Raw genomic sequence first — 23,616 nt, 5'->3', positions numbered from 1 at the left:
ATCGCGTTCCTTGACCACCCGCACACCGGCCTCCCCGAGCCTGCACTCGGACGGCCCAACGAGCCCCGTACCTCCACCGCCACGGCGCCGGTTCAGAGGTCACTCAAAGGTGTCCAGATAAGGAGATCTACGGCCGGTTCGAGCTGGACATGAACTCCCACCTCGACCTCACCCTCGCCCTTGCCCTTGCCCTTGCCCTTGCCCTTGCCCTTGCCGCCACGGTGCCCGGCCACCGGACCGCGCCCGAGGCGGAAACCGCCCGATCGGCGACGGACGGTGCGGCTGGGTCGGCGTCCTGAAGACCCATGGGCCCGGCGTCGCTCCCCGGCGGCTGGATCGAAAAATCGCAAAAGGCGACAAAGTAGGTAAAATGAGATTGGTGCGGCCGTACAGGAGACCCGTTCGACGCCAACCGGTCACGGCAGTGACCGGGCCACTCCCGGGCGGGCGAGCACCTGAAAGGAGTCCCTCATGGCCGACATCAACGTCGCGCTGCACGTACAGGTCGAGGCCCGGCCCGGCAAGGAGGAAGAGGTCGCCGCCTTTCTCCGCGACGGCCTTGCCATCGTTCAGGAGGAGCCCGACACCGTCGCCTGGTTCGCCGTGCGCCTGGGCCCGTCCACCTTCGCCATCTTCGATGCCTTCCCCCACGACGCCGCACGCCAGGCCCACCTCGCCGGCCGCCTGGGCAGCGCCCTGACGGAACGAGCCGGTGAACTGTTCGCCCAACCGCCTTCCGTCGAGCAACTCGACGTCCTCGCCCACAAACTCCCCTGAAGACCAAACTGCCTTGTCCACGCCCGGCGCGTCGGACTGGTCCCGGTCGGCGCCCGAATCACCGCACCGGCGATCGATTGGGCCGTCATGGGGTGGGCCTGCCGTGCGCATCGGAGCACGCGAGGTTCGGCCCGGTAGGCGGAGGCGCGCGGGGTCGGAATGCACCAGGCGACAACCGCGTATCCACAGCAGAAAGGACCTTGCCATGACCATCAAGGCGGAGTCCGTGTCCCTGGAGGACGCCCGGCGAGCCGTCGCTGCGGGGGAGGCCAAGGCCGACGAGATCGGCTCGCCGAGCAACATCGCCGTCGTCGACGTCGGCGGCAACCTCGTAGCGCACATCCGGATGGACGGAGCTTGGATCGGGAGCGTCGACATCTCCATCAACAAGGCCTTCACGTCCCGGGCCTTCGACATCACTACCGCCGACCTGGCCGCCAACGCGGGTCCCGGTGAGCAGTTCTTCGGGATCAACGCATCCAACAACGGACGCGTCATGATCTTCGCGGGCGGTGTCCCGCTGCGGCACGGCGGCCGGATCGTCGGCGCCGTGGGCGTCAGCGGCGGCAGCGGTGAGCAGGACCAGACCGTGGCCGAGGCTGCGGCGACGGCCTTCTGACGACTGGCCCCGCCATGCCGTGATCAGCGGAGCCCTCAGCGCGGCCGCTCGTTGGAAACTTTCCAGTTCGCCAAGAACAAGCCGAGCTGGATCCTGAGCGGCGGCAGCGGGGACCGAACCGGTCCCCCGCCGACAACCGGAAGGAACCACGCACCATGACCAACGAACTGCACGGTAGGAAGGTCGCAATCCTGTCCACGGACGGCGTTGAGCGCGTCGAGCTCGAAGAGCCTCTCGGCGCACTGCTGGGCGCTGGAGCGCAGGCCGAACTCCTCTCCCTCCACACCGGCGAGATCAACGCGCGCCAGATGGACATCGACCCGGCCGGAACCTTTACCGTGGACAAGAAGGTCGCTGACGCCCGTGTGGGTGACTACGATGCGCTCCTGCTGCCCGGCGGCACCATGAACCCCGACCAGTTGCGCACCGACCCCGACGCCGTCGCCTTCGTGAGGGAGTTCGTGGAGACCGGGAAACCCGTTGCCACCATCTGCCACGGACCTTGGATACTGGCGGAGGCTGGCGTGCTGCGCGGTCGCCGCCTCACCTCTTGGCCCAGCATTCGTACTGACCTGCGCAACGCCGGCGCCGAGGTCGTCGACGAGGAGGTCGTGATCGACCGCCAGCTGATCTCCAGCCGCGGCCCGCAGGACCTCCCCGCCTTCTGCAAGGCGATCATCGAACGCTTCGCCGCCGCACTGCGACCCGCCTGATCGGGAGAAGTCGCAAGCCACCGAATGACATCCGGCACCGCCACGGCCGAGTCCCCGCGGATCAGCAGAGGAGATCGTCATGGCAAGCAGCAACCGCGCCGTCACCTTCCAGAACCCCAAGGACATGCGCGTGGAGTCCCTGGACTTCCCGAAGCTTCAGATGCCGAACGGGAAGAAGGCCCCGCACGGAGTCATCCTCAGGATCGTCGCCACCAACATCTGCGGTAGCGACCTGCACATCTACCGCGGGTCCTTCCCTGTGCCCCAGGGCATGGTGGTGGGGCACGAGATGACCGGGGAGGTCATCGAGGTCGGTCCCGACGTCGAGTTCCTCGGTGAGGGCGACCTCGTCTCCGTCCCGTTCAACGTCGCCTGCGGCCGATGCCGCAACTGCAGGGCGCGCCGGACCGAGGTCTGCGAGACCACGAACCCCAAGGTGGCCTGCGGAGCATACGGCTTCAACCTGGGCGACTGGACCGGCGGCCAGGCCGAGTACCTGTTCGTCCCGTACGCCGACTTCCAGCTCCTGCGCTTCCCGGACAGGGACCAGGCCATGGCGAAGATCCGTGACCTGGCGCTGCTCTCGGACATCCTGCCCACCGCGTTCCACGGTCTCATGGAGGCCGGTGCCAAGACCGGCTCGACCGTGTACATCGCCGGCGCCGGCCCGGTCGGCCGCTGCGGCGCAGCAGCGGCGCGCCTCCTCGGGGCGTCCTGCATCATCGTCGGCGACTACCACAGGGACCGCCTGGAACTGGTGAAGAACAACGGCTGCGAGACGATCGACCTGAGCCAGGACGCAGCGCTCACCGACCAGATCGAGGCCATCCTGGGCGAACCCATGGTCGACTGCGCAGTCGACTACGTCGGTAACGAGGCACACGGCATCGGCCGCGAAGCCGAGGACATGGACCCGGCCTACGCCATCAACCAGGTGATCGACGCCACCCGCGCGGGCGGAGCCACCGGAGTCATCGGCGTCTACGGCGCCGACCCGCTCGCGAAGTCGAAGGCCGAGCAAGAGGGAACGTACCCGATCGACTTCGGCAAGGCCTGGATCAAGTCGCCGCGGATCACCGGCGGGCAGGCACCGATCATGCACTACAACCGCGAGCTGATGATGGCGATCCTGTGGGACCGCATGCCCTACTTGAGCGCCATGCTCAACACGAAGGTGATCAGCCTCGACGACGCCCCCGACGCCTACGCGACCTTCGACACGGGAGCGTCCGAGAAGTTCATCATCGACCCCCACGGCCTCATTCCCGCCTGAGCCCGCAATCCGAGAAACAGTGCCGAACTCGCCAGCATAATCACGTTGCCGCACCGAGCAGGCGTGAGAGGGCAGTCCGTCGCCTCGTCTCGGGCGACGGCCTGCCCACTACGCCGTCGCTCGTGAGTTCGCAGGCGCGGATGATAGCCGGGGTCGTGGCCGCCGACCGCTGGTGATCTTCACTGAAGGCAAGCAACGGCCAGAGCTGTACGCGAGGTTACTCTCACAAACGACCCGGACCTGCCGAGCGCGGACATCCGCATCGGGTACGCCCGCTGCTCGACCCTCGGGCAGGAACTCGACTCCCAGCTCGACGCGCTCAGCCAGCACGGCATCCCCAGGGACAAGATCTTCAGCGAGAAGATCAGACCCGCGTCCGGGTCCGCCCCCAGTTCGAGGAGGCGCTGAAGACCGCGCGGGAGGTCAAGGCGCACGCCCCGCACTGCCGGGTCATCTTCACCGTGTACGAGATGAAGCGGCTCGGCCGCGACGCCGCCGAACTCACCGCGCTCGCCGACCACCTCACCGCCCACGGCCTCATCCTGGAGATGCTCGCCGGACCACTGCCCGGCATCTACGACCCCACCGGCCCGGGCAAGCCGCTGTTCGCGTTCTTCGCCGCGATGGCGGAGACCGAGCGGGAGAACATCCGGGATTCGACGCTGGAAGGGCTCGACACCGCGGCCCGCAAGGGCAAGCATGGCGGCCGGCCACCCGTCATCACCGACGACATGCTGCACACCGTGCTCCGCAGGCGGGCGCTCGGCGAGTCCGTCGAGCAGATCCAGCCCGACCTGTTCATCCCCACCGGCAAGCGCAAGGGGCAGAACCCCTCCGTCGCCAGCATCTACCGCGCGCTCGCCGAACACGCCCAGCACGAGGCGTACCCCGAAGCCGTCGAACAGGCCCACGCCGACTTCGCCGCCCTCACCGGCAGCGAGGTTCCTGAACCGCGCACAGAAGCCAAGGCCCTAACGACACGCTGAGTTACTTGTCACTTCGCGGCAGCTTCGGGAGGACAGGGCCGACGCCTGGGACGCCGGCCGGCGCGTGACGCCGGACTGGGGCACCTTCCCCGGCTACGAGGACCCGGTGCGCGGCGGCGACCGCATCGACTGGGTGGTGGCCGGCGGCCCCGTCGAGGTGCTCAGGGTGGCGATCAACACCTACCGGGAGAACGGCCGTTACCCCTCCGACCACGCGCCGGCGCAGGCGGAGGTCCGGCTGGCCTGAGCGGACGGCCTGCCGGCCGGTTGCCGCGCCTACCCGCCGCGGTGCGTCCGGCCCGGTGGTCGTCTGCCGGCCGCCACACAGCGTTCGCGCGGTTCCCCGCGCCCCCGGGCCGCCGACCGGCGACGAAGGAGCGCGGGGAACCCGTCGTGGGGCGCGGCCTCGGAAGGGGTCTCAGCTCGCGTTCTCCGCCTGGAACATCCAGTGGTGCTTCTCCAGGTCCTTGGTGATCTCGATCAGCACGTCCTCGCTCACCGAGTCGACCGGGCCGACCTCCTCCAGGCGCTCGCGCATCCGCACGATCACCGCGCCCAGCGCGTCCACCAGGGCGCGCACGGCGTCGGTGTCGCGCTGCCAGCCCTCGGTGACCGAGGCGATGCCGGTGGTCGCGGCCACCGTGGCGGCCCGACCGTCGGGCGGCACGCCGAGCGCGGCCGAGCGCTCCGCCACGGTGTCGGAGTGGCCGCGCGCGGTGGTGACCACCTCGTCGAGCTGGAGGTGGATCGAACGGAAGCGGGGGCCGATCACGTTCCAGTGGGTCTGCTTGGCGACCAGCGAGAGGTCGACGAGGTCCACGAGCGCCCCCTGTAGCGCCTCGCCCACGATCTTCAGGGTGCTGTCGGGGAGCGTGCTCCTCACGGTGCTCATGCTGTGGCTCTCCTCTCCCCGGCCACGTCGCCCCGGCCGCCCGGGGCGCGCGCCGGAGGCGCGTGGATCCTTCCGGGTACCCCGAAGGCGCGCGGCTACCCGTGCCGGCGTGTGACGTTCGCCGCACGCCGGGGGCGCGCGTGCGGCGTGCGCGGTTCAGTAGGCGCGCGGGTAGCCGTAGCCGCGCTGGCCGCCGGCGGGGGCGCGGCCGAGGGCCGGGGCGTCGCGCTCGTAGAACGGGCGGGTGTTGGCCCGCAGCCACATCGCCACCGGGTCGTAGCCGTCCGCCATCGCCACGGTGCCCACGGTCAGCCCCTCGGGCACCTCGCTGATCGCCTCGCGCATCATGGCGCGCACCGCCTCGGCGCCGTTCTCCGGCGGGCCGTCCACGTCGAGGCCGATGGCCAGATAGGAGACGCCCAGCGCGGGGCGCACCCAGGCGCGCCACAGCGCGCGGAGCACGGGCGTGCGCTGCCCGAGGGCGACGAGGCGCGCGTAGAACGACTCGACGCCGACGCTGGGCTCGCTGATCCGCAGCGGTCCGGCCGGCAGCCGGTCCAGGCCGCCGGCGATCCGCCGCAGGTCGAGCCAAGGCACGCCGAGGCCGCCGCCCGGGGCGTGCGGGTTGAGCCACAGGCCCCAGTGGTCGGGGTAGAGGGCGGCGGCGATGTCCCGGCCCGGCACCACCTCGTAGGCGCGGTTCCAGCCGCTGGCGGTCAGTTCGGGGCCCGAGGTGACGCACGGCGCGTAGCCGTGGCCCGCCACCTCTATGCCGCCGTAGTGGGCGTCCGGTTCGCCCGGGTCGCCCTGCCACAGCAGCATCCACAGCTCACTGTCGGCCAGGGCCCGCAGCAGCGCCTCGTAGGTGTCCAACCGGTCCGGCGTCACCCGGGCGAGCAGCTCCTCGACCGCCTCTCCCGCACTCACCTGGGCCCGTCCTCCTCGCGTATGGGCACACACGGTCGGCACCCACGGGCGCCCGCCCCGCACAGCAGCTTGCGAGCCGGGGCCCGCGCTGACAAGGTGACCCGTGCTCAGGCGGCACGTGAGTAGAACGGCGCCACACACTCCCGCAGCCAGTCCACCACCGGGTCCTGCGCGGCGTCCAACAGCACCAGCTGAACCGGCCACTTGACCGCCTGACCGGCCAGCGCGCGGCCGAGCGCCGCGTTGACGTCCTCCCTGGTCCTGTCGTCGACCCGGTCCAGCTCCACGCCGACGAAGAGCGAGGGCTCGGCGCCCTCCGCGCTCGCCAGCCCGCGCCGCGCGGTGCGCACATATCCCAGGCCCTCCAGCTCGACGCCGGCCGCCCGCAGGAAGTCGACCGGCTCCTCCTGCCAGTCGGGCTGGAAGAGGCGCATCCGTGCCCCCGACGGCATTCCGGGCGGGCGTTCGCCAGGGGTGGCGCGGCACAGCTCGGCGACGCCGGCCGGCGGCACCGGGATGCCGATCGTTCCCCCCGGGTTGACGGCGATGCCGACGCCGGGCGGCAGTCCGCGCGCGAACTCCCAGGCCGGGGAGACCGTGAACGGCATGTGGGAGGCGCCGCCGACGTGCAGCTGCTCGGCCGAGCTGAAGACCGGGACGTAGACGCCGCCGGCCAGGTCGATGGTGGGGAGGTTCAACGTCTTGGACTCCGGGCCGCCTCCCTCGGGCAGCGGAACCCACAGCGCGCTGCGGGAGAGCATCTTCAGCAGCCGCGGCGCCGCGTCCGGCACGCCGACCGAGGCCGCCAGCGCCTCCTCCAACTCGTTGCCCGGCCAACCGCCGCCGTAGCCCGGCCCCACCCTGCCCACGCTCATCGCGCCCTGCCTCCCTGCCTCACCTGGAGCGGAGCCGCTCCCCGAACCGTGCCCGGCCATGCCGGGGGCCGACGCGCGGCGCGGATGACGGCCCGCGCGAACGGCCCGGTCGAACCCTAACGGTGATCGCCTCCCTCCCCGCCGGGCATCCGTGCGATGATGGCCGCGTCACAACCACATACCGGCCGTTCGACCTCGCGCGGGAGAGTCCCCGGTAGCCCCGGGGCGCCGAAGGAGCAAGTCCTCCCTTGAATCTCTCAGGCCCCGTCACCGCGCGCGGGAGGCAAGTCTGAAAAGCGGGTCGCCAGTCGGCGCACCCCACCCACGGTGCAAGCCGTCGACCCCCTCGGGTCGCGGCGAACCTCTCAGGTGCCGATGACAGAGGGGGAGGGCCCGACGCGCGACCGCGCGTCGCCAGCCGCCCGCCGTCTGACTGGAGCCCGTTGATGTCCGACCCCTCACGCGTGACCGCGCTGGACGCCGTGCACCGCGCGCTCGGCGCCACCATGACCGACTTCGCCGGCTGGTCCATGCCGCTGCGCTACGGCAGCGAGCGCGCCGAGCACCAGGCCGTGCGCACGGCCGTCGGCCTCTTCGACCTCTCCCACATGGGCGAGATCGCCGTCACCGGCCCCGAGGCCGCGGCGCTGCTCGACCACGCCCTGGTCGGGCGGCTGTCGGCGGTGAAGCCCGGCCGGGCCCGCTACACCATGATCTGCGAGGCCGGCGGCGGCATCCTGGACGACCTGATCGTCTACCGGCTGGCCGACGAGGAGTTCCTGGTGGTGGCGAACGCCGCCAACGCCGAGCGGGTGCTGGCGGAGCTGCGCGAGCGCGGCGCCGGGTTCGATGCCGAGGTGCGGGACGACAGGGACGCCTACGCGCTGATCGCCCTCCAGGGGCCGGCCGCCGCCGGGGTGCTGGCGCGGCTGACCGGGACCGACCTGTCGGGGCTGCGGTACTACGCGAGCCTGCCGGCCGAGGTCGCCGGGCGGAAGGTGCTGGTCGCGCGCACCGGGTACACCGGCGAGGACGGCTTCGAGCTGTTCTGCGCCCCGGGCGACGCCGAGCCGCTGTGGGCGGCGCTGACCGAGGCGGGCGCCGGCGACGGGCTGGTGCCCTGCGGGCTGTCCTGCCGGGACACCCTGCGCCTGGAGGCGGGGATGCCGCTCTACGGGCACGAACTCTCGGAGGCCACCACGCCGTTCGACGCCGGTCTCGGGCGGGTCGTCAAGTTCGAGAAGGAGGGCGACTTCGTGGGGCGCGCGGCGTTGGAACGCGCCGCCGAGCGCGCCGTGAGCGACCCGCCGCGGGTGCTGGTGGGGCTCGTGACCGGCGAACGCCGGGTGCCGCGCGCCGGCTATCCGGTGGTGGCCGCCGACGGCACGGTGATCGGCGAGGTCACCTCGGGCGCCCCCTCCCCCACGCTGGGCAAGCCGATCGCGATGGCCTACGTGGACGCCTCGCACTCCGCGCCCGGCACCGACGGGGTCGCCGTCGAGGTCAGGGGCACGGCGGTGCCGCACGAGGTCGTCGCGCTGCCGTTCTACCGGCGCGGCTGAGCCGCCCCTTCCTCCTCCGGCGAACCCGCCCGCCCCGTAGCCGTCCGTCGCCGTCCGTCGTCCTCCGCCACTTCCGTCGCCTTCCGTTCCGAAGCACCGCACGAACCTGGAGAATCGCACCATGAGCAACCCCAAGCACCTGCGTTACACCCGCGACCACGAGTGGCTGACCGAGACGACCGACGGCGTGGCGACCGTCGGCATCACCGCGCACGCCTCGTCCGCCCTCGGCGACGTGGTCTACGCGCAGCTTCCCGAGGTCGGCGCGACCGTGTCGGCCGGCTCGCCCTGCGGCGAGCTGGAGTCGACCAAGGCCATCAGCGACATCTACGCCCCCGTCAGCGGCGAGGTCACCGAGATCAACCAGGCCGTCGCCGACGACCCCGAGCTGGTCAACTCCTCGCCGTTCGAGAACGGTTGGCTCTTCAAGGTGCGCATCGACCCGGGCGCCGAGCCCGGCGAGCTGCTCAGCGCCGAGGAGTACGACGCCTTCACGGAGCAGTGAGCGGACGGTGGCGCTCTCGGCATTCGACCTGTTCAGCGTCGGCATCGGCCCCTCCAGCTCGCACACCGTGGGGCCGATGCGGGCGGCGCTGATGTTCGCCCGCGGCCTCAAGGACGCGGGCGCGCTGGCCGACACCGCGTCGGTGCGGGCCGAGCTGTACGGCTCGCTGGGCGCCACCGGGCACGGTCACGGTTCACCGAAGGCCGTGATCCTGGGCCTTGAGGGCCAGGCTCCGGACACGGTGGACGTGACCCGCGCGGACGAGGACGTGGCGCGGGTGCGCGCCACCCGGCGGCTGCGGCTGCTGGGCGCGGAGATAGGCGCCGCGCACGAGATCCCGTTCGACCCCGAGGGCGACCTGGTGCTCTACCGGCGCCGTTCGCTGCCGGGCCACGCCAACGGCATGATCTTCCGTGCCCTGGACGCGGCGGGCGGTGTGCTGCTGGAGCGGACGTACTACTCGGTGGGCGGCGGCTTCGTGGTCGACGACTCGGCCGAGGGCGCGGAGCGGGTGGTGCCGGACGAACGCCGGCTGCCGCACCCGTTCCGCACCGGGGCCGAGCTGCTGGAGCTGACCCGCTCCACCGGGCTTTCGGTCTCGGCGCTGATGCTGCGCAACGAGACCTCCTGGCGTCCCGAGGCGGAGGTGCGTGCCGGGCTGCTGGACATCTGGGCCGTGATGCGTGCCTGCGTGCGGCGCGGGCTCACCGAGGAGGGCATCCTCCCCGGCGGGCTGAAGGTCCGCCGCCGCGCGGCGGGCTCGGCGCGCCGCCTCCGTTCCGAAGTGGGCCACGCGGCGCACGAGCTGGAGTGGGTCACGCTCTACGCGATGGCGGTCAACGAGGAGAACGCGGCCGGCGGCCGGGTGGTGACCGCCCCCACCAACGGCGCCGCCGGGATCATCCCCGCCGTCCTCCACTACTACCTGGAGTTCGTGCCGGGCGCCGACGAGGAGGGCGTCGTCCGCTTCCTGCTGGCGGCGAGCGCGGTGGGGATGCTCTTCAAGGAGAACGCCTCCATCTCCGGCGCCGAGGTCGGCTGCCAGGGCGAGGTCGGCTCGGCCTGCTCGATGGCCGCCGGCGGCCTGGCCGAGGTGCTGGGAGGCACCCCGGAACAGGTGGAGAACGCGGCGGAGATCGGCATCGAACACAATCTGGGCCTCACCTGCGACCCGATCGGCGGTCTGGTCCAGATTCCGTGCATCGAGCGCAACGGGATGGCCGCCGTCAAGGCCATCACGGCGGCCCGGATGGCCCTGCGCGGCGACGGCCGCCACCATGTCTCCCTCGACAAGGCCATCGCGACGATGCGGCAGACCGGCAAGGACATGTCGGTCAAGTACAAGGAGACCGCCAGGGGCGGGCTGGCGGTGAACATCATCGAGTGCTGACGGGCGCCGGCCCGGCCCGGCGTTGATCGGACGACAACGGCACGTCAATCCACCTCCCCTAGCGTTCTGCCTCGTCAGCCAACTGACGAGGCGCCCCCCGCCACGGGGCGCCGCACGAGGGAGGGGATCCCATGGGACGTATCGCACTCACCCGAAAGCGCTCGGCCACCGCCGTCGCCATGCTCGGCTGTCTGGCGTCACTGCTGGTGGCCACGGGGGGCAGCGCGCAGGCGGCGCCCTCGCACCACGGAAAGGACCCGTTGGCATCCGGCTGCAACATAGGCGCCAGGACGCTCTCCTCGGCACGGCTGCTGGCCACGGACGGCCAGGACTACGGCTACATCGAGATGCGGTACAGCCCGTCGTGCCAGACGCAGTGGATTCGCGTGAAGTCGACCATCTCGAACTGCGACGGATCGCAGAACGACTGTCTCCAGGAGATCTCCGTCCGCAGGCCGTCGGGCGCGGACGGCGGCGCGGCGTCGTTCACCGACTACCGCAGGGGTCCGACGGCCTTCGGCCGGATGGTGTACACGCCCAACACCCGTGCGTGCGGCACCGCGGCCGTCGACCTCGGGACCCGGCACGCCTACCCGTCGGGCGTGCCCGGCAGGGAGATCTGCGGCTGACGCTGGTAGGCGCCGGTTGACGGTCTGACACGCAGGCGTGGGTGGCTCCCGAGCGGAGCCGCCCACGCTCGTCGTGACCGGGTCAGCCGCGGGAGGGTTCGCGGGCGGCGGCCCGGAGGGCCTCGCGGACCTCGGCGATGACCTCGGCGCCGCGGGGGCTGAGGTAGAAGTGGCCGCCCTGGAAGATCCGGAGGCGGAACGTTCCGGTGGTGTGGGCGCGCCAGGCGTCCGCCTCCTCCGTCGTCGTCTTGGGGTCGGCGTCGCCGACCAGCGCGGTGATCGGGCAGTCCACGGTGGTCCGCACCGGGGTGTAGGTCTCGATGGCGGTGTAGTCGGCGCGCAGCGCCGGCAGCACCATCCGCAGCAGTTCCTCGTCGCCGAGGAGCTTGGCGTCGGTGCCGCTCATCTTCTTCATCTCGGCGACGATGCCGTCGTCGTCCCGCCGGTGGACGTTCTCCGCGCGGTGGGTGGAGGGGGCGCGGCGGCCGGAGGCGAAGAGCGTGGCGGGGGTGTGGCCCGCCGACTCCGCGAGCCTGCGGGCGACTTCGAAGGCGAGGATCGCGCCCATGCTGTGGCCGAAGAAGACCACGGGCCGGTCGAAGAGCGGCGCCAGGCGGGGCGTGATCCGGTCGGCGAGTGCGCCGAGGTCGGTCAGGTTGGGCTCGTTGCGCCGGTCCTGCCGGCCCGGGTACTGGAGGGCGGCCACGTCGCAGTCGCCGGTGAGCGCGGCCGACACGGGGTGGTAGAAGCTGGCCGAGCCCCCGGCGTGCGGGAAGCACACCAGCCGGACGGGGGCGTCGGGCGTCGGGTGGTACCTGCGGAGCCAGAGGGCGCTGTCCTCGGAAACCGTCGTCATGTCGTCGTTGATCCGTTCTCCGCCGTCGGGCGGCGCTGTCGCGTGCGGTCGGTGGTCTGGGTCGGTCACTCAGTCGGTCCCGGCGGAGGGGGCGGGCGCGGCGTCGAGGTCGGCTTCGGCGAGCCAGGACTGGACGGCGTGCGCGGTGGTCTCGGAGTGGTCCTCCATGATCGTGAAGTGGTCGCCGGGGACGAAGGCGTCCTCGTGCGGGAAGGGCCAGGTGGGCTGCCAGTCGTCGGCGACCTCGACCTCGGCCGTCTCGCCGGGCGGGAACGCGGCGTGCACGTAGAGCGTCCGCGCGTCGACCGGCTCCGGCTCCCAGTCGTCGAAGGCGCGCAGATAGCCGCCCTGCGCGGTGAGTGTGACGCCGGTGATCAGGTCGAGCGCGTTGGTGGTGCGGGTGCGTTCGCGCATCGCCGTCTCCAGGCGGGACTCGAACGAGGTGGTCGCCGTGTAGGGGTCGAGCAGGACCACGCCGGCCGGCGGGCAGCCCCGCCGTTCCAGTTCGGCGGCGACCGCGTTGGTCAGCCAGCCGCCGGACGAGTAGCCGGCGAGCACGAAGGGCCGGCCGGCCGCCTGCCGCCGGGCCGCCTCGGCCTGGAAGGCGATCGCCAACTCCCGGGTGGCGGGCAGCGGTTCACCGGTCGCGAAGCCGGGGTGCGGCAGCACCGTCACCTCCCGCACGCCGGCGAAGACGGGCGCGAAGCGGGCGTAGTAGCTCCAGCCGGAGGGCGCCATCGGCGGCGGGAAGCACAGCAGCGGGATGCCGGGCCCGGTGGCGAGGGTGACGGGGGGCGCGGCGACGCCGGCCTCGACCGTGTCGAAGAGCGGCCGGGTCAGCGAGGCGGCCTTCATCAGCTGCCAGCCCTCGTCCCACAGCCCGGCCCGGCAGGCCGCCCGGTAGAGGCCGGCGACGGAGTCCTCCGCCTCGGGCGGGGCGCCCGAGCCGGCCGGGTCCCCGGTCGACCCGCCGGTCCTGGCGGCGAGTTCGCGGCGCAGGAAGCCGGCGAGCGCGGGGCCCGTCGGCTCGTCGAAAACGACGGTGGTGGGCAGCCGCAGGCCGGTGGCGCCGCCGAGCCGGTTGCGCAGCTCCACCGCGGTCAGGGAGTCCAGGCCGAGCTGGGTCAGCGGCCCGGTGACGTCCAGTTCGTCGGGCGCGTAGCCGAGGACGGCTGCCGTCTGGTCGCGGACCAGCCGCAGCAACTCCCGTTGCTGCTCCTCGGGGTCGAGCCCGGCGAGCCCGCGGGTCAGCCCCTCCGCGTCGGCGGCGGCCCGGGTGGCGCGCCGCCGCACCAGGCCGCGCAGCAGCGGCGGAACCGTGTCGGGCCCGCCTCGGAACGCCGCGACGTCCAGCCGCATCGGGACGGTGACCGGGTCGCCGGCCTCGCGGCCGAGGTCGAACAGGGCCAGGCCCTCGTCCTCGGTGAGGCCGCCGACGCCGGAACGGGAGAGCCGGGCCACGTCGCTCTCCGTCATCTCGCCGGTCATGGCGCCGGCCGTCCGCCACAGGCCCCAGGCGAGGGAGGTGGCGGGCAGCCCCGCGGCGCGGCGGTGGTGGGCCAGGGCGTCGAGGAACGCGTTGGCCGCCGCGTAGTTGCCCTGGCCGGGGCCGCCGAGGATGCCGGCGGCCGAGGAGAAGAGCACGAACGCGGAGAGGTCCAGGTCGCGGGTGAGTTCGTGCAGGTGCCAGGCGGCGTCCACCTTGGGGCGGAAGACGGTGTCGATCCGCTCCGGGGTGAGGGAGGTGAGGGTGGCGTCGTCCAGCACGCCGGCCGAGTGCACGACGCCGGTCAGCGGGTGGTCGGCGGGCACGGCGGCGAGCAGTTCGGCGAGCGCGGCGGGGTCGGTGACGTCGCAGGCGGCGACGGTGATCTCGCCTTCGGGGCCGGCGAGTTCGGCGAGTTCGGCGCGGAACGCCTCGGCGCCGGGCGCGGCCGGGCCGCCGCGGCTGACCAGCAGCAGCCGCCGCACGCCGTGCCGGGTGACCAGGTGGCGGGCGACGAGCCGGCCGATCATGCCGGTGGCGCCGGTCACCAGGACCGTTCCGCCGGGGGTGAAGTCCGGCGCCGGCTCGTCGGACGGGGCCGCCGCCGCGGCGGGGCGGACGCGGGCCAGTCGGGGCAGCAGCGGTTCGCCGGCGCGCAGCGCGGCCTGCGGCTCGCCGGCGGCGAGGAGCGCGGGCAGCGCCGCCCAGGACGCGTCGTGCCCGTCGACGTCGATGAGCGTGAACCGGTCGGGGTTCTCCGACTGTGCGGCGCGAAGCAGACCCCACACGGTGGCGGCGGCCGGTTCCGGCACGTCCTCCTCGGGGGCGGTGGCGACCGCCCGCTGGGTGACGAGGACGAGTCGGGCGTCCCGGAAGCGGTCGTCGGCCAGCCACTCCTGGGCCAGCGTCAGCGCGCGCAGCGCGACGGCCCTGGCGGCGGCCGGGGCTTCCGGGTCGGGGTCGGCGGCGCAGGGCACGAGGACCAGCTCCGGTATGTCGGCCGCGGCGAGCGTGCCCAGGTCGTGGTGGTCCACGACGGGCACGCCTGCCGCGGCGAGCCCCGCGCCGACCTTGAGGTCGTCGGGGCCCACCACCGCGCAGCCGCCGGCGGGCGCGGGAGTGGCCGTGCCGGTCGGCACGGCCACCCACTCCAGCCGGAACAGTGAATCGCGGTGGCGCGCACCCCCCTGGTCCGCGGCGATCGGCCGCAGCGTGAGGGATGCCACCGACGCGAGGGGGTGCCCCTGGGCGTCGGTGAGTTCGAGGGAGACGGCGTCCTGGCCGGCCGGCGCGAGGCGCACGCGCGCCGTGGTGGCGCCGGTCGCGTGCCAGCGGACGCCGCTCCAGGAGAACGGCAGCAGGGGGCGGCCGGCGTCCTCGACCAGCCCGCCGAGGGCGCAGGCGTGCAGCGCGGCGTCCAGCAGCGCCGGGTGGACGCCGAACGCGGCGGCCTCGGAACGCTGGTCCTCGTCGAGTTCCAGCTCGGCGAGGATCTCCCCTTCGCCGCGCCAGGCCGCCTTCAGGCCCTGGAAGGCCGGGCCGTACTCGAAGCCGGCGACGGCCAGGCCCTCGTAGAGGCCGGCCAGGTCGACGGGTTCGGCGCCGGCCGGCGGCCAGTCGGTGGTCTTCGCCGGCTCCTCGGGCCCGGCGGTGGTGAGGGCGCCGGTGGCGTGCCGGGTCCAGGCGGCTTCCGCCAGCTCGTCGGCTTCCGGGGCGTCGGGGCGGGAGTCGACGGTCAACGGGCGGTGCCCCGTGTCGTCTTCGGGGCCGAGCGACACCCGCAGCCGCACCCCGCCGCGTTCCGGCAGCACCAGGGGCGCGGCCAGGGTCAGCTCCGCCACCTCGGCCGGGCCCAGCCGGTCGCCGGCGGCCAGCGCCAGTTCGGCGAAGGCCGTGCCGGGCAGCAGCGTCACCCCGGAGACGGCGTGGTCGGCGAGCCACGGGTGGGTGTCCAGGCCGATCCGGCCGACGCACACCAGGCCCTGTTCGTCGGCGAGTTCGACGGCGGCGCCGAGCAGCGGGTGGTCGGCGCCGGCCAGGCCGAGCCCGCCGGCGGCCTCCTCGACGCTGAGGCCGCGCGGCGCGTCCAGCCAGTAGCGGCGGCGCTGGAACGGGTAGGTGGGCAGCTCGACCGGGCGCGGACGGTGCGGCTCGGTGGTGGCCGTCCACGTGACGGGCGTGCCGTGCGCGTGGACGGCGGCGACGGCCGCCAGCACCCGGCGCAGCGTGCCCTGGTCCCGCTGGAGCGAGCCGATGGCCAGCACGTCGACGCCGGCGTCGTCGGCGGTCTGGCCGATGCCGGGCACCATCACCGGGTGCGGCCCGCACTCGACGAAGACGGTGTGTCCGTCCCGCAGCAGGGCGCGGGTGGCGCGTTCGAACTCGACGGTGGAGCGCAGGTTGCGGTACCAGTAGTCGGCGTCCAGCTCGGTGCCGTCGACGGGCTCGCCGGTCACCGTCGAGTAGAGCGGCACGGTCGCCGGTGCGGGGGCGACTTCGGCGAGCAGGCGCGCCAGCTCGTCCCGGACGCGCTCGACGTGGGGCGAGTGGGAGGCGTAGTCCACCGGAACGCGGCGGGCCCTGATCTCCTCGGCCGCGCAGCGCTCCATCAGCTCGTCCAGCGCGTCCGCGTCACCGGCCACCACCACCGAACCGGGACCGTTCACCGCCGCGACCGAGACCCGGCCGCCCCACTCCGCCAGCAACTCACGCGCCCGCTCCACCGGCAGCGCCAGCGACACCATGCCCCCCTGGCCGGACAGCGCCAGGATCGCCCGGCTCCGCAACGCCACCACCCGGGCCGCGTCCTCCAGGGACAGCACACCCGCCACATGCGCCGCCGCGATCTCCCCCTGCGAATGCCCCACCACCGCCTCCGGCTCCACCCCGAACCCGCGCCACACCGCCGCCAACGACACCATCACCGCGAACAACGCCGGCTGCACCACATCCACCCGCTCCAACGACGCCGCGTCGGGCCGCTGCCGCAGCACGTCCAGGAGCGACCAGTCGGTGAACGGCGCGAGGGCCGCGTCGCACGCCTCGACGCTTCGGGCGAAGACCGGTGACTCGTCGAGCAGCGCGGCGGCCATGGCGGGCCACTGGGAGCCCTGGCCGCCGAAGACGAAGACGGTGCCGCCGGCCGTGCCGGGCGGGCCGGCGACGACGGTGGCCCGTTCGCCGACGGTGGTGGCGATGCCGTGCCCGGTGGCCTCGCCGTGCCCGGTGGCCTCGCCGTGCTCGGGGTCGGTGGCGGCGAGTTGGGCCAGTCCTTCGAGGAAGCCCGGCAGGTCGTCGGCGACGACCGCCGCCCGGTGCTCGAAGAGGGTCCTGGTGGTGACCAGGGCGTGCGCGATGTCGGCGGGGCGGTGGCCGGCCGGGTCGGCCAGGAGGTGGCGGTGGAGCCGTTCCGCCTGGTCGCGGACGGCCGCGGGCGTCCGGCCGGAGAGCGGCCAGGCGAGGGAGGCGGGGGGCGCGGCCCCGGCTTCGGGGGCGGGGGCCTCGTCGGGGGCCTCGATGATCAGGTGGGCGTTGGTGCCGCTGACACCGAACGAGGAGATGCCGGCCCTGCGGGGGCGGCCGGTCTCCGGCCACGGCGTGGCCTCGGTGACCAGCTCCACCGCGCCGGCCGACCAGTCCACGTGGGGCGAGGGCTCGTCGACGTGGAGCGTGCGGGGCAGTTGGCCGTGGCGCATGGCCTGCACCATCTTGATGACGCCGCCGACGCCGGCCGCCGCCTGGGTGTGGCCGACGTTCGACTTCAACGAGCCCAGCCACAGCGGGCGTTCCTCCTCGCGGCCCTGGCCGTAGGTGGCGAGCAGCGCCTGCGCCTCGATCGGGTCGCCGAGCGTGGTGCCGGTGCCGTGCGCCTCGACCGCGTCCACGTCGGCCGTGGTCAGCCCGGCGGACGCCAACGCCTGGCGGATGACGCGCTGTTGGGAGGGGCCGTTGGGCGCGGTCAGGCCGTTGGAGGCGCCGTCCTGGTTGATCGCCGAGCCGCGGATGACAGCGAGCACCGGGTGGCCGTTGCGGCGGGCGTCGGAGAGCCGCTCGACGAGCAGCATCCCGGCGCCCTCGCCCCAGCCGGTGCCGTCGGCGCCGGCGGCGAACGCCTTGCAGCGGCCGTCGGGGGCCAGGCCGCGCTGCCGGCTGAACTCGACGAACGTCGCCGGGCTGGACATCACCGTGACGCCGCCGGCCAGCGCCAGCTCGCACTCGCCCGCCCGCAGTGCCCGCGCCGCCCAGTGCAGGGCGACCAGCGAGGAGGAGCAGGCGGTGTCCACGCTGACCGCGGGCCCCTCCAGGCCGAGGGTGTAGGAGACCCGGCCGGAGGCGACGCTGCCCGAACTTCCCACCCCGATCTGGCCCTCGAAGCCGTCCGGGGCGCGGCCGAGCCGGGAGGCGTAGTCGTTGTACATCACGCCGGCGAACACGCCGGTGCGGCTGCCGCGCAGCGTCCTGGGGTCGATGCCGGCGCGTTCCAGTGCCTCCCAGGAGGTCTCCAGCAGCAGCCGCTGCTGCGGGTCGACGGTGAGCGCCTCGCGCGGGGACATGCCGAAGAACGCGGGGTCGAAGTCGGCGGCGTCGTGCAGGAAGCCGCCGTGCCGGACGGTGCTGGTGCCGGTGTGCGCGGGGTCCGGGTCGTAGAGGGAGGCCACGTCCCAGCCGCGGTTGCCGGGGAAGTCGGAGATGGCGTCGCGCCCCTGGGCGACCAGTCGCCACAGCTCGTCGGGCGAGTCGACGCCGCCGGGGTAGCGGCAGGCCATGCCGACGATGGCGATCGGCTCGTCGTCGGCGGCGGTGCGTGTGGCCGTGGTCGCCCGGGTCGCGGGGTCGGCCTCGCGGTCGGCGTCCGCGTCGCCGAGGAGGGCGGTGCGGAGGTGGGTGGCGAGGACGAGTGGCGAGGGGTGGTCGAAGACCAGGGTGGCGGGCAGCCGCAGCCCGCTGGCGGCGTCCAGCCGGTTGCGCAGCTCGACGGCGGTCAGCGAGTCGAAGCCCAGCTCGGTGAAGGACCGTTCGGGTTCGACGGCGGCGGCCGAGTCGTGGCCGAGCACGGCGGCGACGGCGGTCCGCACCAGGTCCAGCAGGGTGGGCAGCCGCTTCTCCGCCGGCAGCGCGGCCAGCCGGGCGGCGAGGCCGCCGTTCCCGTCGCCGGAGCCGTCGGAGGCGGCGGGGGCTGCGGCGTTCGGCCGGGTCGGGCGGACCAGGGCGCGCAGCAGCGGGGGAACGGGGCCGGGCTGGGCGCGCAGCGGCGCCAGGTCGAGGCGCATCGGCAGGACGACGGGTTCGGCGCCGAGGGCCACCGCGTCGAACAGCGCCAGCCCCTCCTCCGGCGCGAGGCCGGCCGCGCCGGTCCCGGCCAGCCGGGCGCCCATTCCCTCCCCGCCGGCCCACAGGCCCCACGCCAGGGAGGTGGCGGGCAGCCCGGCGGCGCGGCGGTGGTGTGCCAGGGCGTCCAGATAGGCGTTGGCCGCCGCGTAGTTGGCCTGCCCGGCGTTGCCGAACGTTCCGGCCGCCGAGGAGAACACCACGAACGCCGACAGGTCCAGCTCACGGGTCAGCTCGTGCAGATGCCGGGCCGCCCGCACCTTGGGGCGGTAGACCGCCTCCACCTGGTCGGCCGACAGGGAGGTGAGGGTGGCGTCGTCCAGCACGCCGGCCGCGTGCACCACGGCCGTCACCGGGTGGGCGGCCAGCAGTCCGGCCACCGCCTCCCGGTCCCCCAGATCGCAGGCCACGGAGGTCACTTGGGCGCCGGCCGCCTCCAACTCCTCGCGCAGCCCGTCGAACCGGCCGCGCCGACTCGCCAACACCAGTCGCCGCACGCCGTGTTCGGCCACCAGGCGGCGGGCCACCAGTCCGCCCAGCACCCCGGAGGCGCCGGTCACCAGCACGGGGCCCGCTCCGAATCCGGCGCCCTCCACCGGCTCGGGCCGCGCCCGCACCAGCCGGGGCGCCCATATTTCGCCGCCGCGCAGGGCCAGTTGGGGCTCGCCCGTGGCGACGGCGCCGAGGTGCGCTTCGGGGGCGGAGTCGGGGTCCGCCTCGGGGTCGAGGTCGATCAGGGCGAAGCGGCCCGGGTGTTCGGTCAGCGCGGCGCGGACCAGGCCCCACAGCGGGGAGTTGGCCAGGTCCGGCACGTTGTCGCCGGGTGTGGCCGCGACCGCGCCCCTGGTCACCAGCACCAGTCGCGCGTCGGTCAGCCCGTCCTCGGCCAGCCAGCGCTGGAGCAGCGCCAGCGCCCAGCGGCTGGCCTCGCCCGGTTCGGCGGCCGGCGGGGCGGGCGCGAACACCACGTCGGGTGCCGGCCGTTCGGCGAGTCCGGCGATCAGCGCCGGCAGGTCGGGGTAGCGGGCCTCCGGCTCGCCGCCGAGCCCCTCCCCCAGCACCGCGAGGCGCTGCCCGTCGGCGGGGGCGCCGGGCCGCAGCCGGGTCCAGTCCACGCGGAAGAGCGCGTCCGCGCGGTCACCCGCGAGCCCCTCGGTGGTCAACGGCCGCAGGGCGAGGGTCTCGACGGTGGCGACGGGCGCGCCGTCCGTGTCGGTGAGGGCGAGCGCGACGCCGGCCTGGCCGGCCGGCGACAGCCGGGCGCGCAGCGCTCTCGCGCCGGCCCGGTGCAGCCGCACCCCCCGCCAGGAGTAGGGCAGGTGCAGCCGTTCGGTGTCGGCGACGAAGTCGCCCAGGCCGACGGCGTGCAGCGCCGCGTCGAGCAGCGCGGGGTGCAGCCCGAACGAGCCGGCGGTGTCCGGGTCGGGCAACTCGACCTCGGCGTGGATGTCCTCGCCGAGCCGCCAGGCGGCGCGCAGGCCGCGGAAGGCCGGGCCGTAGCCGAGGCCGGCGGCGGCCAGCGCGTCGTAGCGGCCCGCCAGATCGAGGGGTTCGGCGCCGGGGGGCGGCCAGGCGGCGTCGGCCGGCTCCGGGGCGGCCGGCTCCGGGGCGGCGGTGAGCGTGCCGAAGGCGTGCCGGGTCCACGGGGTGCCGGCCGAGGGGTCGTCGGGTCCGGCGTGCACGGTGACGGGTCGGCGGCCGTCGTCGTCCGGCGCGCCGACCGCGACCTGGAGCCGCACCGCGCCGTCCGTCGGCAGCACCAGCGGCGCCGCCAGCGTCAACTCCTCGACCCGGTCGAGGCCGACGTGGTCGCCGGCCCGCACCGCCAGCTCCAGCAGCGCGGCGCCCGGCACCAGCACCACGCCGCCCACCGTGTGGTCGGCCAGCCACGGGTGGGTGGCGAGCGAGAGCCGGCCGGTGAGCAGCGCGCCCTCCTCGTCGGCGAGGGTGACGGCGGCGCCCAGCAGCGGGTGGTCGGCCGGCCACAGCCCGGCCGAGGCCATGTCGCCCGCGGCGGTGCCCGCGTCCAGCCAGTAGCGGGCGTGCTGGAACGGGTAGGTGGGCAGGTCGATCCGTTGGGCGTCGCGGCCGGCGAAGAACGCCGACCAGTCGACGTCGACGCCCCTGGTGTGCAGGGCGGCCACGGCGGCGGTGAGGGTGGCGCCCTCGGGACGGCCGGCGCGGGAGGCAGGCACCAGCAGCGCGTCCTCGTCGAGGCAGTCCCGTCCCATCGCGGTCAGCACCGCGTCCGGGCCCAGCTCCAGGAAGTGGCTGACGCCGCGCTCCCGCAGGCAGCGCACGCCGTCCAGGAAACGCACCGTCTCACGGGCGTGGCGCACCCAGTGCTCCGGGTCGCCGGCCTGCTCCGCGGTGAGCGGGGCGCCGGTGAGGGTGGAGACCAGCGGGATGGCGGGGGCGGCGTAGTCGAGGGTGCGGGCGACGGCGCGGAACTCGGCCAACACGGCGTCCACGTGCGGGGAGTGGAAGGCGTGGCTGACCCGCAGATAGCGGGTGCGCCCGCCCCGGTCCCGCCAGGCCGCGTCGACGGCGGCCACCGCCTCGGCGTCGCCGGCGACCACCGTGGACTCGGGGCCGTTGACCGCCGCCAGGTCGACCGCGCCGGCGCCGTGCTCCTCGATCAGGGCACGGGCGGTCGCCTCGTCGGCGCGCAGCGACAGCATCGCGCCACCCTCGGGCAGCGCCCCCATCAGCCGGCCCCGGGCGGCGACCAGCAGGGCGGCGTCGGCGAGCGAGAAGACGCCGGCGACGTGGGCCGCCGCCAGTTCGCCGACGGAGTGGCCGGCGAGGAGGCGCGGCGTGATGCCCCAGGCCGTGACCAGGCGGAACAGCGCCACCTCGACGGCGAAGAGCGCGGGCTGGGTGTAGGTGGTGTGGTCGAGCAGCGCGGCGGCCTCGTCGCCCTCCTCCGTGCCGGCCTCGGCGAGCAGGAGCGCGCGCAGCGGCCGTTCCATGTGCGGGTCGAGCGCGGCGCACACCTCGTCCAGTGCCCGGGCGAACACCGGGAACTCCCCGTACAGTTCGCGGCCCATGCCGAGCCGCTGGCTGCCCTGTCCGCTGAAGAGGAAGGCCAGCTTGCCCCGGCCGCCGGCGGTGCCGCGCAGCACGTGCGCCGCCTCGCCGTCCGTGGCCAGCGCGGCGAGCCCGTCGCGCAGCGCGTCGTGGTCGGCGCCGACGACGGCGGCCCGGTGCGGCAGCGCGGCCCGGCTGGTGGCGAGGGTGTAGCCGACGTCCACGGCGGGCGGGGCGTCCCGCCCGTCCAGGTGGGCCAGCAGGTCGGCGGCGCGGGCGCGCAGCGCGGCCGGGTCGTTGCCGGTGAGCACCCACGGCACGGCGTCGGCCGCCACCGGTTCCACGGGCTCGGCCGGCTCGCCCCACTCCTCGTCGGGCCGTGGCACGGGGGCCTGTTCGAGGACCACGTGCGCGTTGGTGCCGCTGATGCCGAACGACGAGACCGCTGCCCGGCGCGGCTGGCCGGTCGCCGGCCACGGCCTGGCCTCGACCAGCGGCTCCACCGCGCCGGCCGACCAGTCGACGTGGGTGGACGGCCGGTCCAGGTGGAGGCTGCGGGGCAGCTGCCCGTGCCGCATGGCGAGGACCATCTTGATGACGCCGGCGACGCCGGCGGCGGCCTGGGTGTGGCCGATGTTGGACTTCACCGAACCCAGCCACAGCGGCTCGCCGTCGCCCCTGCCCTGGCCGTAGGTGGCGAGCAGCGCCTGCGCCTCGATGGGGTCGCCGAGCGTGGTGCCGGTGCCGTGCGCCTCGACGGCGTCCACGTCGGCCGTGGTCAGCCCGGCGGACGCCAACGCCTGCTGGATCACCCGCTGTTGGGAGGGGCCGTTGGGGGCGGTCAGTCCGTTGGAGGCGCCGTCCTGGTTGACGGCGGAGCCGCGCACCACGGCGAGGATCGGGTGCCCGTTGCGCCGCGCGTCGGAGAGCCGCTCCACCAGCAGCATCCCGACGCCCTCGCCCCAGCCGGTGCCGTCCGCCTCGTCCGCGAACGACTTGCAGCGGCCGTCGGCGGCCAGCCCCCGCTGTTTGCTGAAGCCGACGAAGGTGTCGGGCGTGGACATCACGGTGACCCCGCCGGCCAGCGCCAGCTCGCACTCCCCCGAGCGCAGCGCCTGCGCCGCGAGGTGGAGCGTCACCAGCGAGGACGAGCAGGCCGTGTCGACGGTGACGGCCGGGCCTTCCAGGCCGAAGGTGTAGGAGACCCGGCCGGAGGCGACGCTGCCGAAGCTGCCGGTGCCGAGGAAGCCCGCCACCTCCTCGGGCACCGACCGCAGCCGCGCGGTGTAGTCGTGGTACATCACCCCCGCGAACACCCCGGTCCTGCTGCCGCGCAGCGTCGAGACATCGAGCCCGGCGCGTTCGAACGCCTCCCAGGAGGTCTCCAGCAGCAGCCGCTGCTGCGGGTCCATGGCGAGGGCCTCGCGGGGCGAGACGCCGAAGAGCCCGGGGTCGAACTCGGCGGCGTCGTGCAGGAATCCGCCCTCGGTGCGGAAGACCCGGTCGGGGTCCTCGGGGTCGGCGAGCGCGACGTCGCCCCAGCCCCGGTCGGTGGGGAACGCCGTCACCCCGTCCCGGCCGTCGGCGACCAGCTCCCACAGCTCGTCGGGCGAGGCGACGCCGCCCGGGTAGCGGCAGGCCATCCCGATGATGGCGACCGGCTCCTGCTCCCCCTCCTCGACCTGACGCAGTCGCGTGCGCGTCTCCCGCAGGTCGGCGGTGACCCGCTTCAGGAAGTACCGGAGCTTTTCCTCGTTGTCCATGCCGT

The 23,616-nt window shown here is 74.3% G+C and carries 14 protein-coding genes, 2 pseudogenes and 1 riboswitch; of the genes and pseudogenes, 10 read left to right on the top strand and 6 right to left on the bottom strand.

Translation table 11 applies throughout. The features are described 5' to 3' along the window. Positions 1–471: 471 nt before the first annotated feature. The 6 genes from FH715_RS04805 to FH715_RS04780 all read left to right on the top strand — a co-directional run bounded on the left by FH715_RS04805 (position 472) and on the right by FH715_RS04780 (position 4,615). Positions 472–777: a putative quinol monooxygenase gene (locus tag FH715_RS04805; RefSeq protein WP_139640980.1), complete on the top strand. Its 306-nt coding sequence runs from the start codon at positions 472–474 to the stop codon at positions 775–777. 205 nt (positions 778–982) lie between these two features. Beyond that, a complete protein-coding gene (locus FH715_RS04800) occupies positions 983–1,396 on the top strand; it encodes a GlcG/HbpS family heme-binding protein (protein WP_139640978.1) in 414 nt (137 codons plus the stop codon). Between the two features lie 155 nt (positions 1,397–1,551). Beyond that, positions 1,552–2,109, top strand: coding sequence for a type 1 glutamine amidotransferase domain-containing protein (locus tag FH715_RS04795; RefSeq protein WP_139640976.1), 558 nt, complete (start codon positions 1,552–1,554; stop codon positions 2,107–2,109). 79 nt (positions 2,110–2,188) lie between these two features. After that, the gene (locus FH715_RS04790; RefSeq protein WP_139640975.1) at positions 2,189–3,382 is read left to right on the top strand and encodes an alcohol dehydrogenase catalytic domain-containing protein; all 1,194 of its coding nucleotides are present in this window, start codon (positions 2,189–2,191) and stop codon (positions 3,380–3,382) included. A 182-nt stretch (positions 3,383–3,564) separates the two neighbouring features. Then, on the top strand, positions 3,565–4,368 hold the full coding sequence (locus tag FH715_RS04785; RefSeq protein ID WP_342782160.1) for a recombinase family protein: 804 nt from the start codon (positions 3,565–3,567) through the stop codon (positions 4,366–4,368). 64 nt (positions 4,369–4,432) lie between these two features. Next, entirely contained in the window at positions 4,433–4,615 is a 183-nt protein-coding gene (locus tag FH715_RS04780; RefSeq protein WP_139640973.1) for an exonuclease/endonuclease/phosphatase family protein, read from the top strand. A gap of 171 nt (positions 4,616–4,786) precedes the next feature. On the opposite strand, the gene FH715_RS04775 is transcribed toward FH715_RS04780, so the two are convergent. The 3 genes from FH715_RS04775 to FH715_RS04765 all read right to left on the bottom strand — a co-directional run bounded on the left by FH715_RS04775 (position 4,787) and on the right by FH715_RS04765 (position 7,062). Further along, complete coding sequence (locus tag FH715_RS04775) at positions 4,787–5,260, bottom strand: Dps family protein (protein WP_139640970.1); 474 nt, start codon at positions 5,258–5,260, stop codon at positions 4,787–4,789. Between the two features lie 156 nt (positions 5,261–5,416). Continuing rightward, complete coding sequence (locus FH715_RS04770) at positions 5,417–6,187, bottom strand: enhanced serine sensitivity protein SseB C-terminal domain-containing protein (RefSeq protein WP_139640969.1); 771 nt, start codon at positions 6,185–6,187, stop codon at positions 5,417–5,419. A gap of 107 nt (positions 6,188–6,294) precedes the next feature. Then, positions 6,295–7,062: an enhanced serine sensitivity protein SseB gene (locus FH715_RS04765; RefSeq protein WP_139640966.1), complete on the bottom strand. Its 768-nt coding sequence runs from the start codon at positions 7,060–7,062 to the stop codon at positions 6,295–6,297. 190 nt (positions 7,063–7,252) lie between these two features. Then, a riboswitch (glycine riboswitch) is annotated at positions 7,253–7,345 on the top strand. A 160-nt stretch (positions 7,346–7,505) separates the two neighbouring features. Here FH715_RS04765 and gcvT point away from each other — a divergent pair. The 4 genes from gcvT to FH715_RS04745 all read left to right on the top strand — a co-directional run bounded on the left by gcvT (position 7,506) and on the right by FH715_RS04745 (position 11,148). Beyond that, on the top strand, positions 7,506–8,624 hold the full coding sequence (gene gcvT, locus FH715_RS04760) for a glycine cleavage system aminomethyltransferase GcvT (protein ID WP_139640964.1): 1,119 nt from the start codon (positions 7,506–7,508) through the stop codon (positions 8,622–8,624). Positions 8,625–8,745: 121 nt separating this feature from the next. Continuing rightward, positions 8,746–9,129 carry a glycine cleavage system protein GcvH gene (gene gcvH / locus FH715_RS04755; RefSeq protein ID WP_139640962.1) on the top strand — a complete coding sequence of 128 codons (384 nt, stop codon included), beginning with the start codon at positions 8,746–8,748 and terminating at the stop codon, positions 9,127–9,129. 7 nt (positions 9,130–9,136) lie between these two features. Continuing rightward, entirely contained in the window at positions 9,137–10,519 is a 1,383-nt protein-coding gene (locus FH715_RS04750) for an L-serine ammonia-lyase (RefSeq protein WP_139640960.1), read from the top strand. Positions 10,520–10,650: 131 nt separating this feature from the next. Next, a complete protein-coding gene (locus tag FH715_RS04745; protein ID WP_139640957.1) occupies positions 10,651–11,148 on the top strand; it encodes a DUF2690 domain-containing protein in 498 nt (165 codons plus the stop codon). A gap of 82 nt (positions 11,149–11,230) precedes the next feature. On the opposite strand, the gene FH715_RS04740 is transcribed toward FH715_RS04745, so the two are convergent. From FH715_RS04740 to FH715_RS04735, 3 genes and pseudogenes are all read right to left on the bottom strand, one after another. Further along, complete coding sequence (locus FH715_RS04740) at positions 11,231–12,004, bottom strand: thioesterase II family protein (RefSeq protein WP_139640955.1); 774 nt, start codon at positions 12,002–12,004, stop codon at positions 11,231–11,233. A 69-nt stretch (positions 12,005–12,073) separates the two neighbouring features. Further along, positions 12,074–12,754 (bottom strand): annotated as a pseudogene (locus FH715_RS29500) (alpha/beta fold hydrolase); the annotation flags it as partial. 201 nt (positions 12,755–12,955) lie between these two features. After that, positions 12,956–23,569, bottom strand: a pseudogene (locus FH715_RS04735) (type I polyketide synthase); the annotation flags it as partial. Positions 23,570–23,616: the final 47 nt, after the last annotated feature.

The organism is Streptomyces sedi (assembly GCF_006335015.1).
GTDB classification, from domain to species: Bacteria; Actinomycetota; Actinomycetes; order Streptomycetales; family Streptomycetaceae; genus Streptomyces; species Streptomyces sedi.
The sequence above is the reverse complement of the archived record's forward strand: the minus strand, read 5'-3'. Positions and strand labels throughout refer to the sequence as shown.

Coding starts and splice junctions, on each gene's coding strand:
- FH715_RS04805 (WP_139640980.1), top strand. CDS start 472: ATGGCCGACATCAACGTCGCGCTGCACGTACAGGTCGAGGCCCGGCCC.
- FH715_RS04800 (WP_139640978.1), top strand. CDS start 983: ATGACCATCAAGGCGGAGTCCGTGTCCCTGGAGGACGCCCGGCGAGCC.
- FH715_RS04795 (WP_139640976.1), top strand. CDS start 1,552: ATGACCAACGAACTGCACGGTAGGAAGGTCGCAATCCTGTCCACGGAC.
- FH715_RS04790 (WP_139640975.1), top strand. CDS start 2,189: ATGGCAAGCAGCAACCGCGCCGTCACCTTCCAGAACCCCAAGGACATG.
- FH715_RS04775 (WP_139640970.1), bottom strand. CDS start 5,260: ATGAGCACCGTGAGGAGCACGCTCCCCGACAGCACCCTGAAGATCGTG.
- FH715_RS04765 (WP_139640966.1), bottom strand. CDS start 7,062: ATGAGCGTGGGCAGGGTGGGGCCGGGCTACGGCGGCGGTTGGCCGGGC.
- gcvH (WP_139640962.1), top strand. CDS start 8,746: ATGAGCAACCCCAAGCACCTGCGTTACACCCGCGACCACGAGTGGCTG.
- FH715_RS04745 (WP_139640957.1), top strand. CDS start 10,651: ATGGGACGTATCGCACTCACCCGAAAGCGCTCGGCCACCGCCGTCGCC.
- FH715_RS04740 (WP_139640955.1), bottom strand. CDS start 12,004: ATGACGACGGTTTCCGAGGACAGCGCCCTCTGGCTCCGCAGGTACCAC.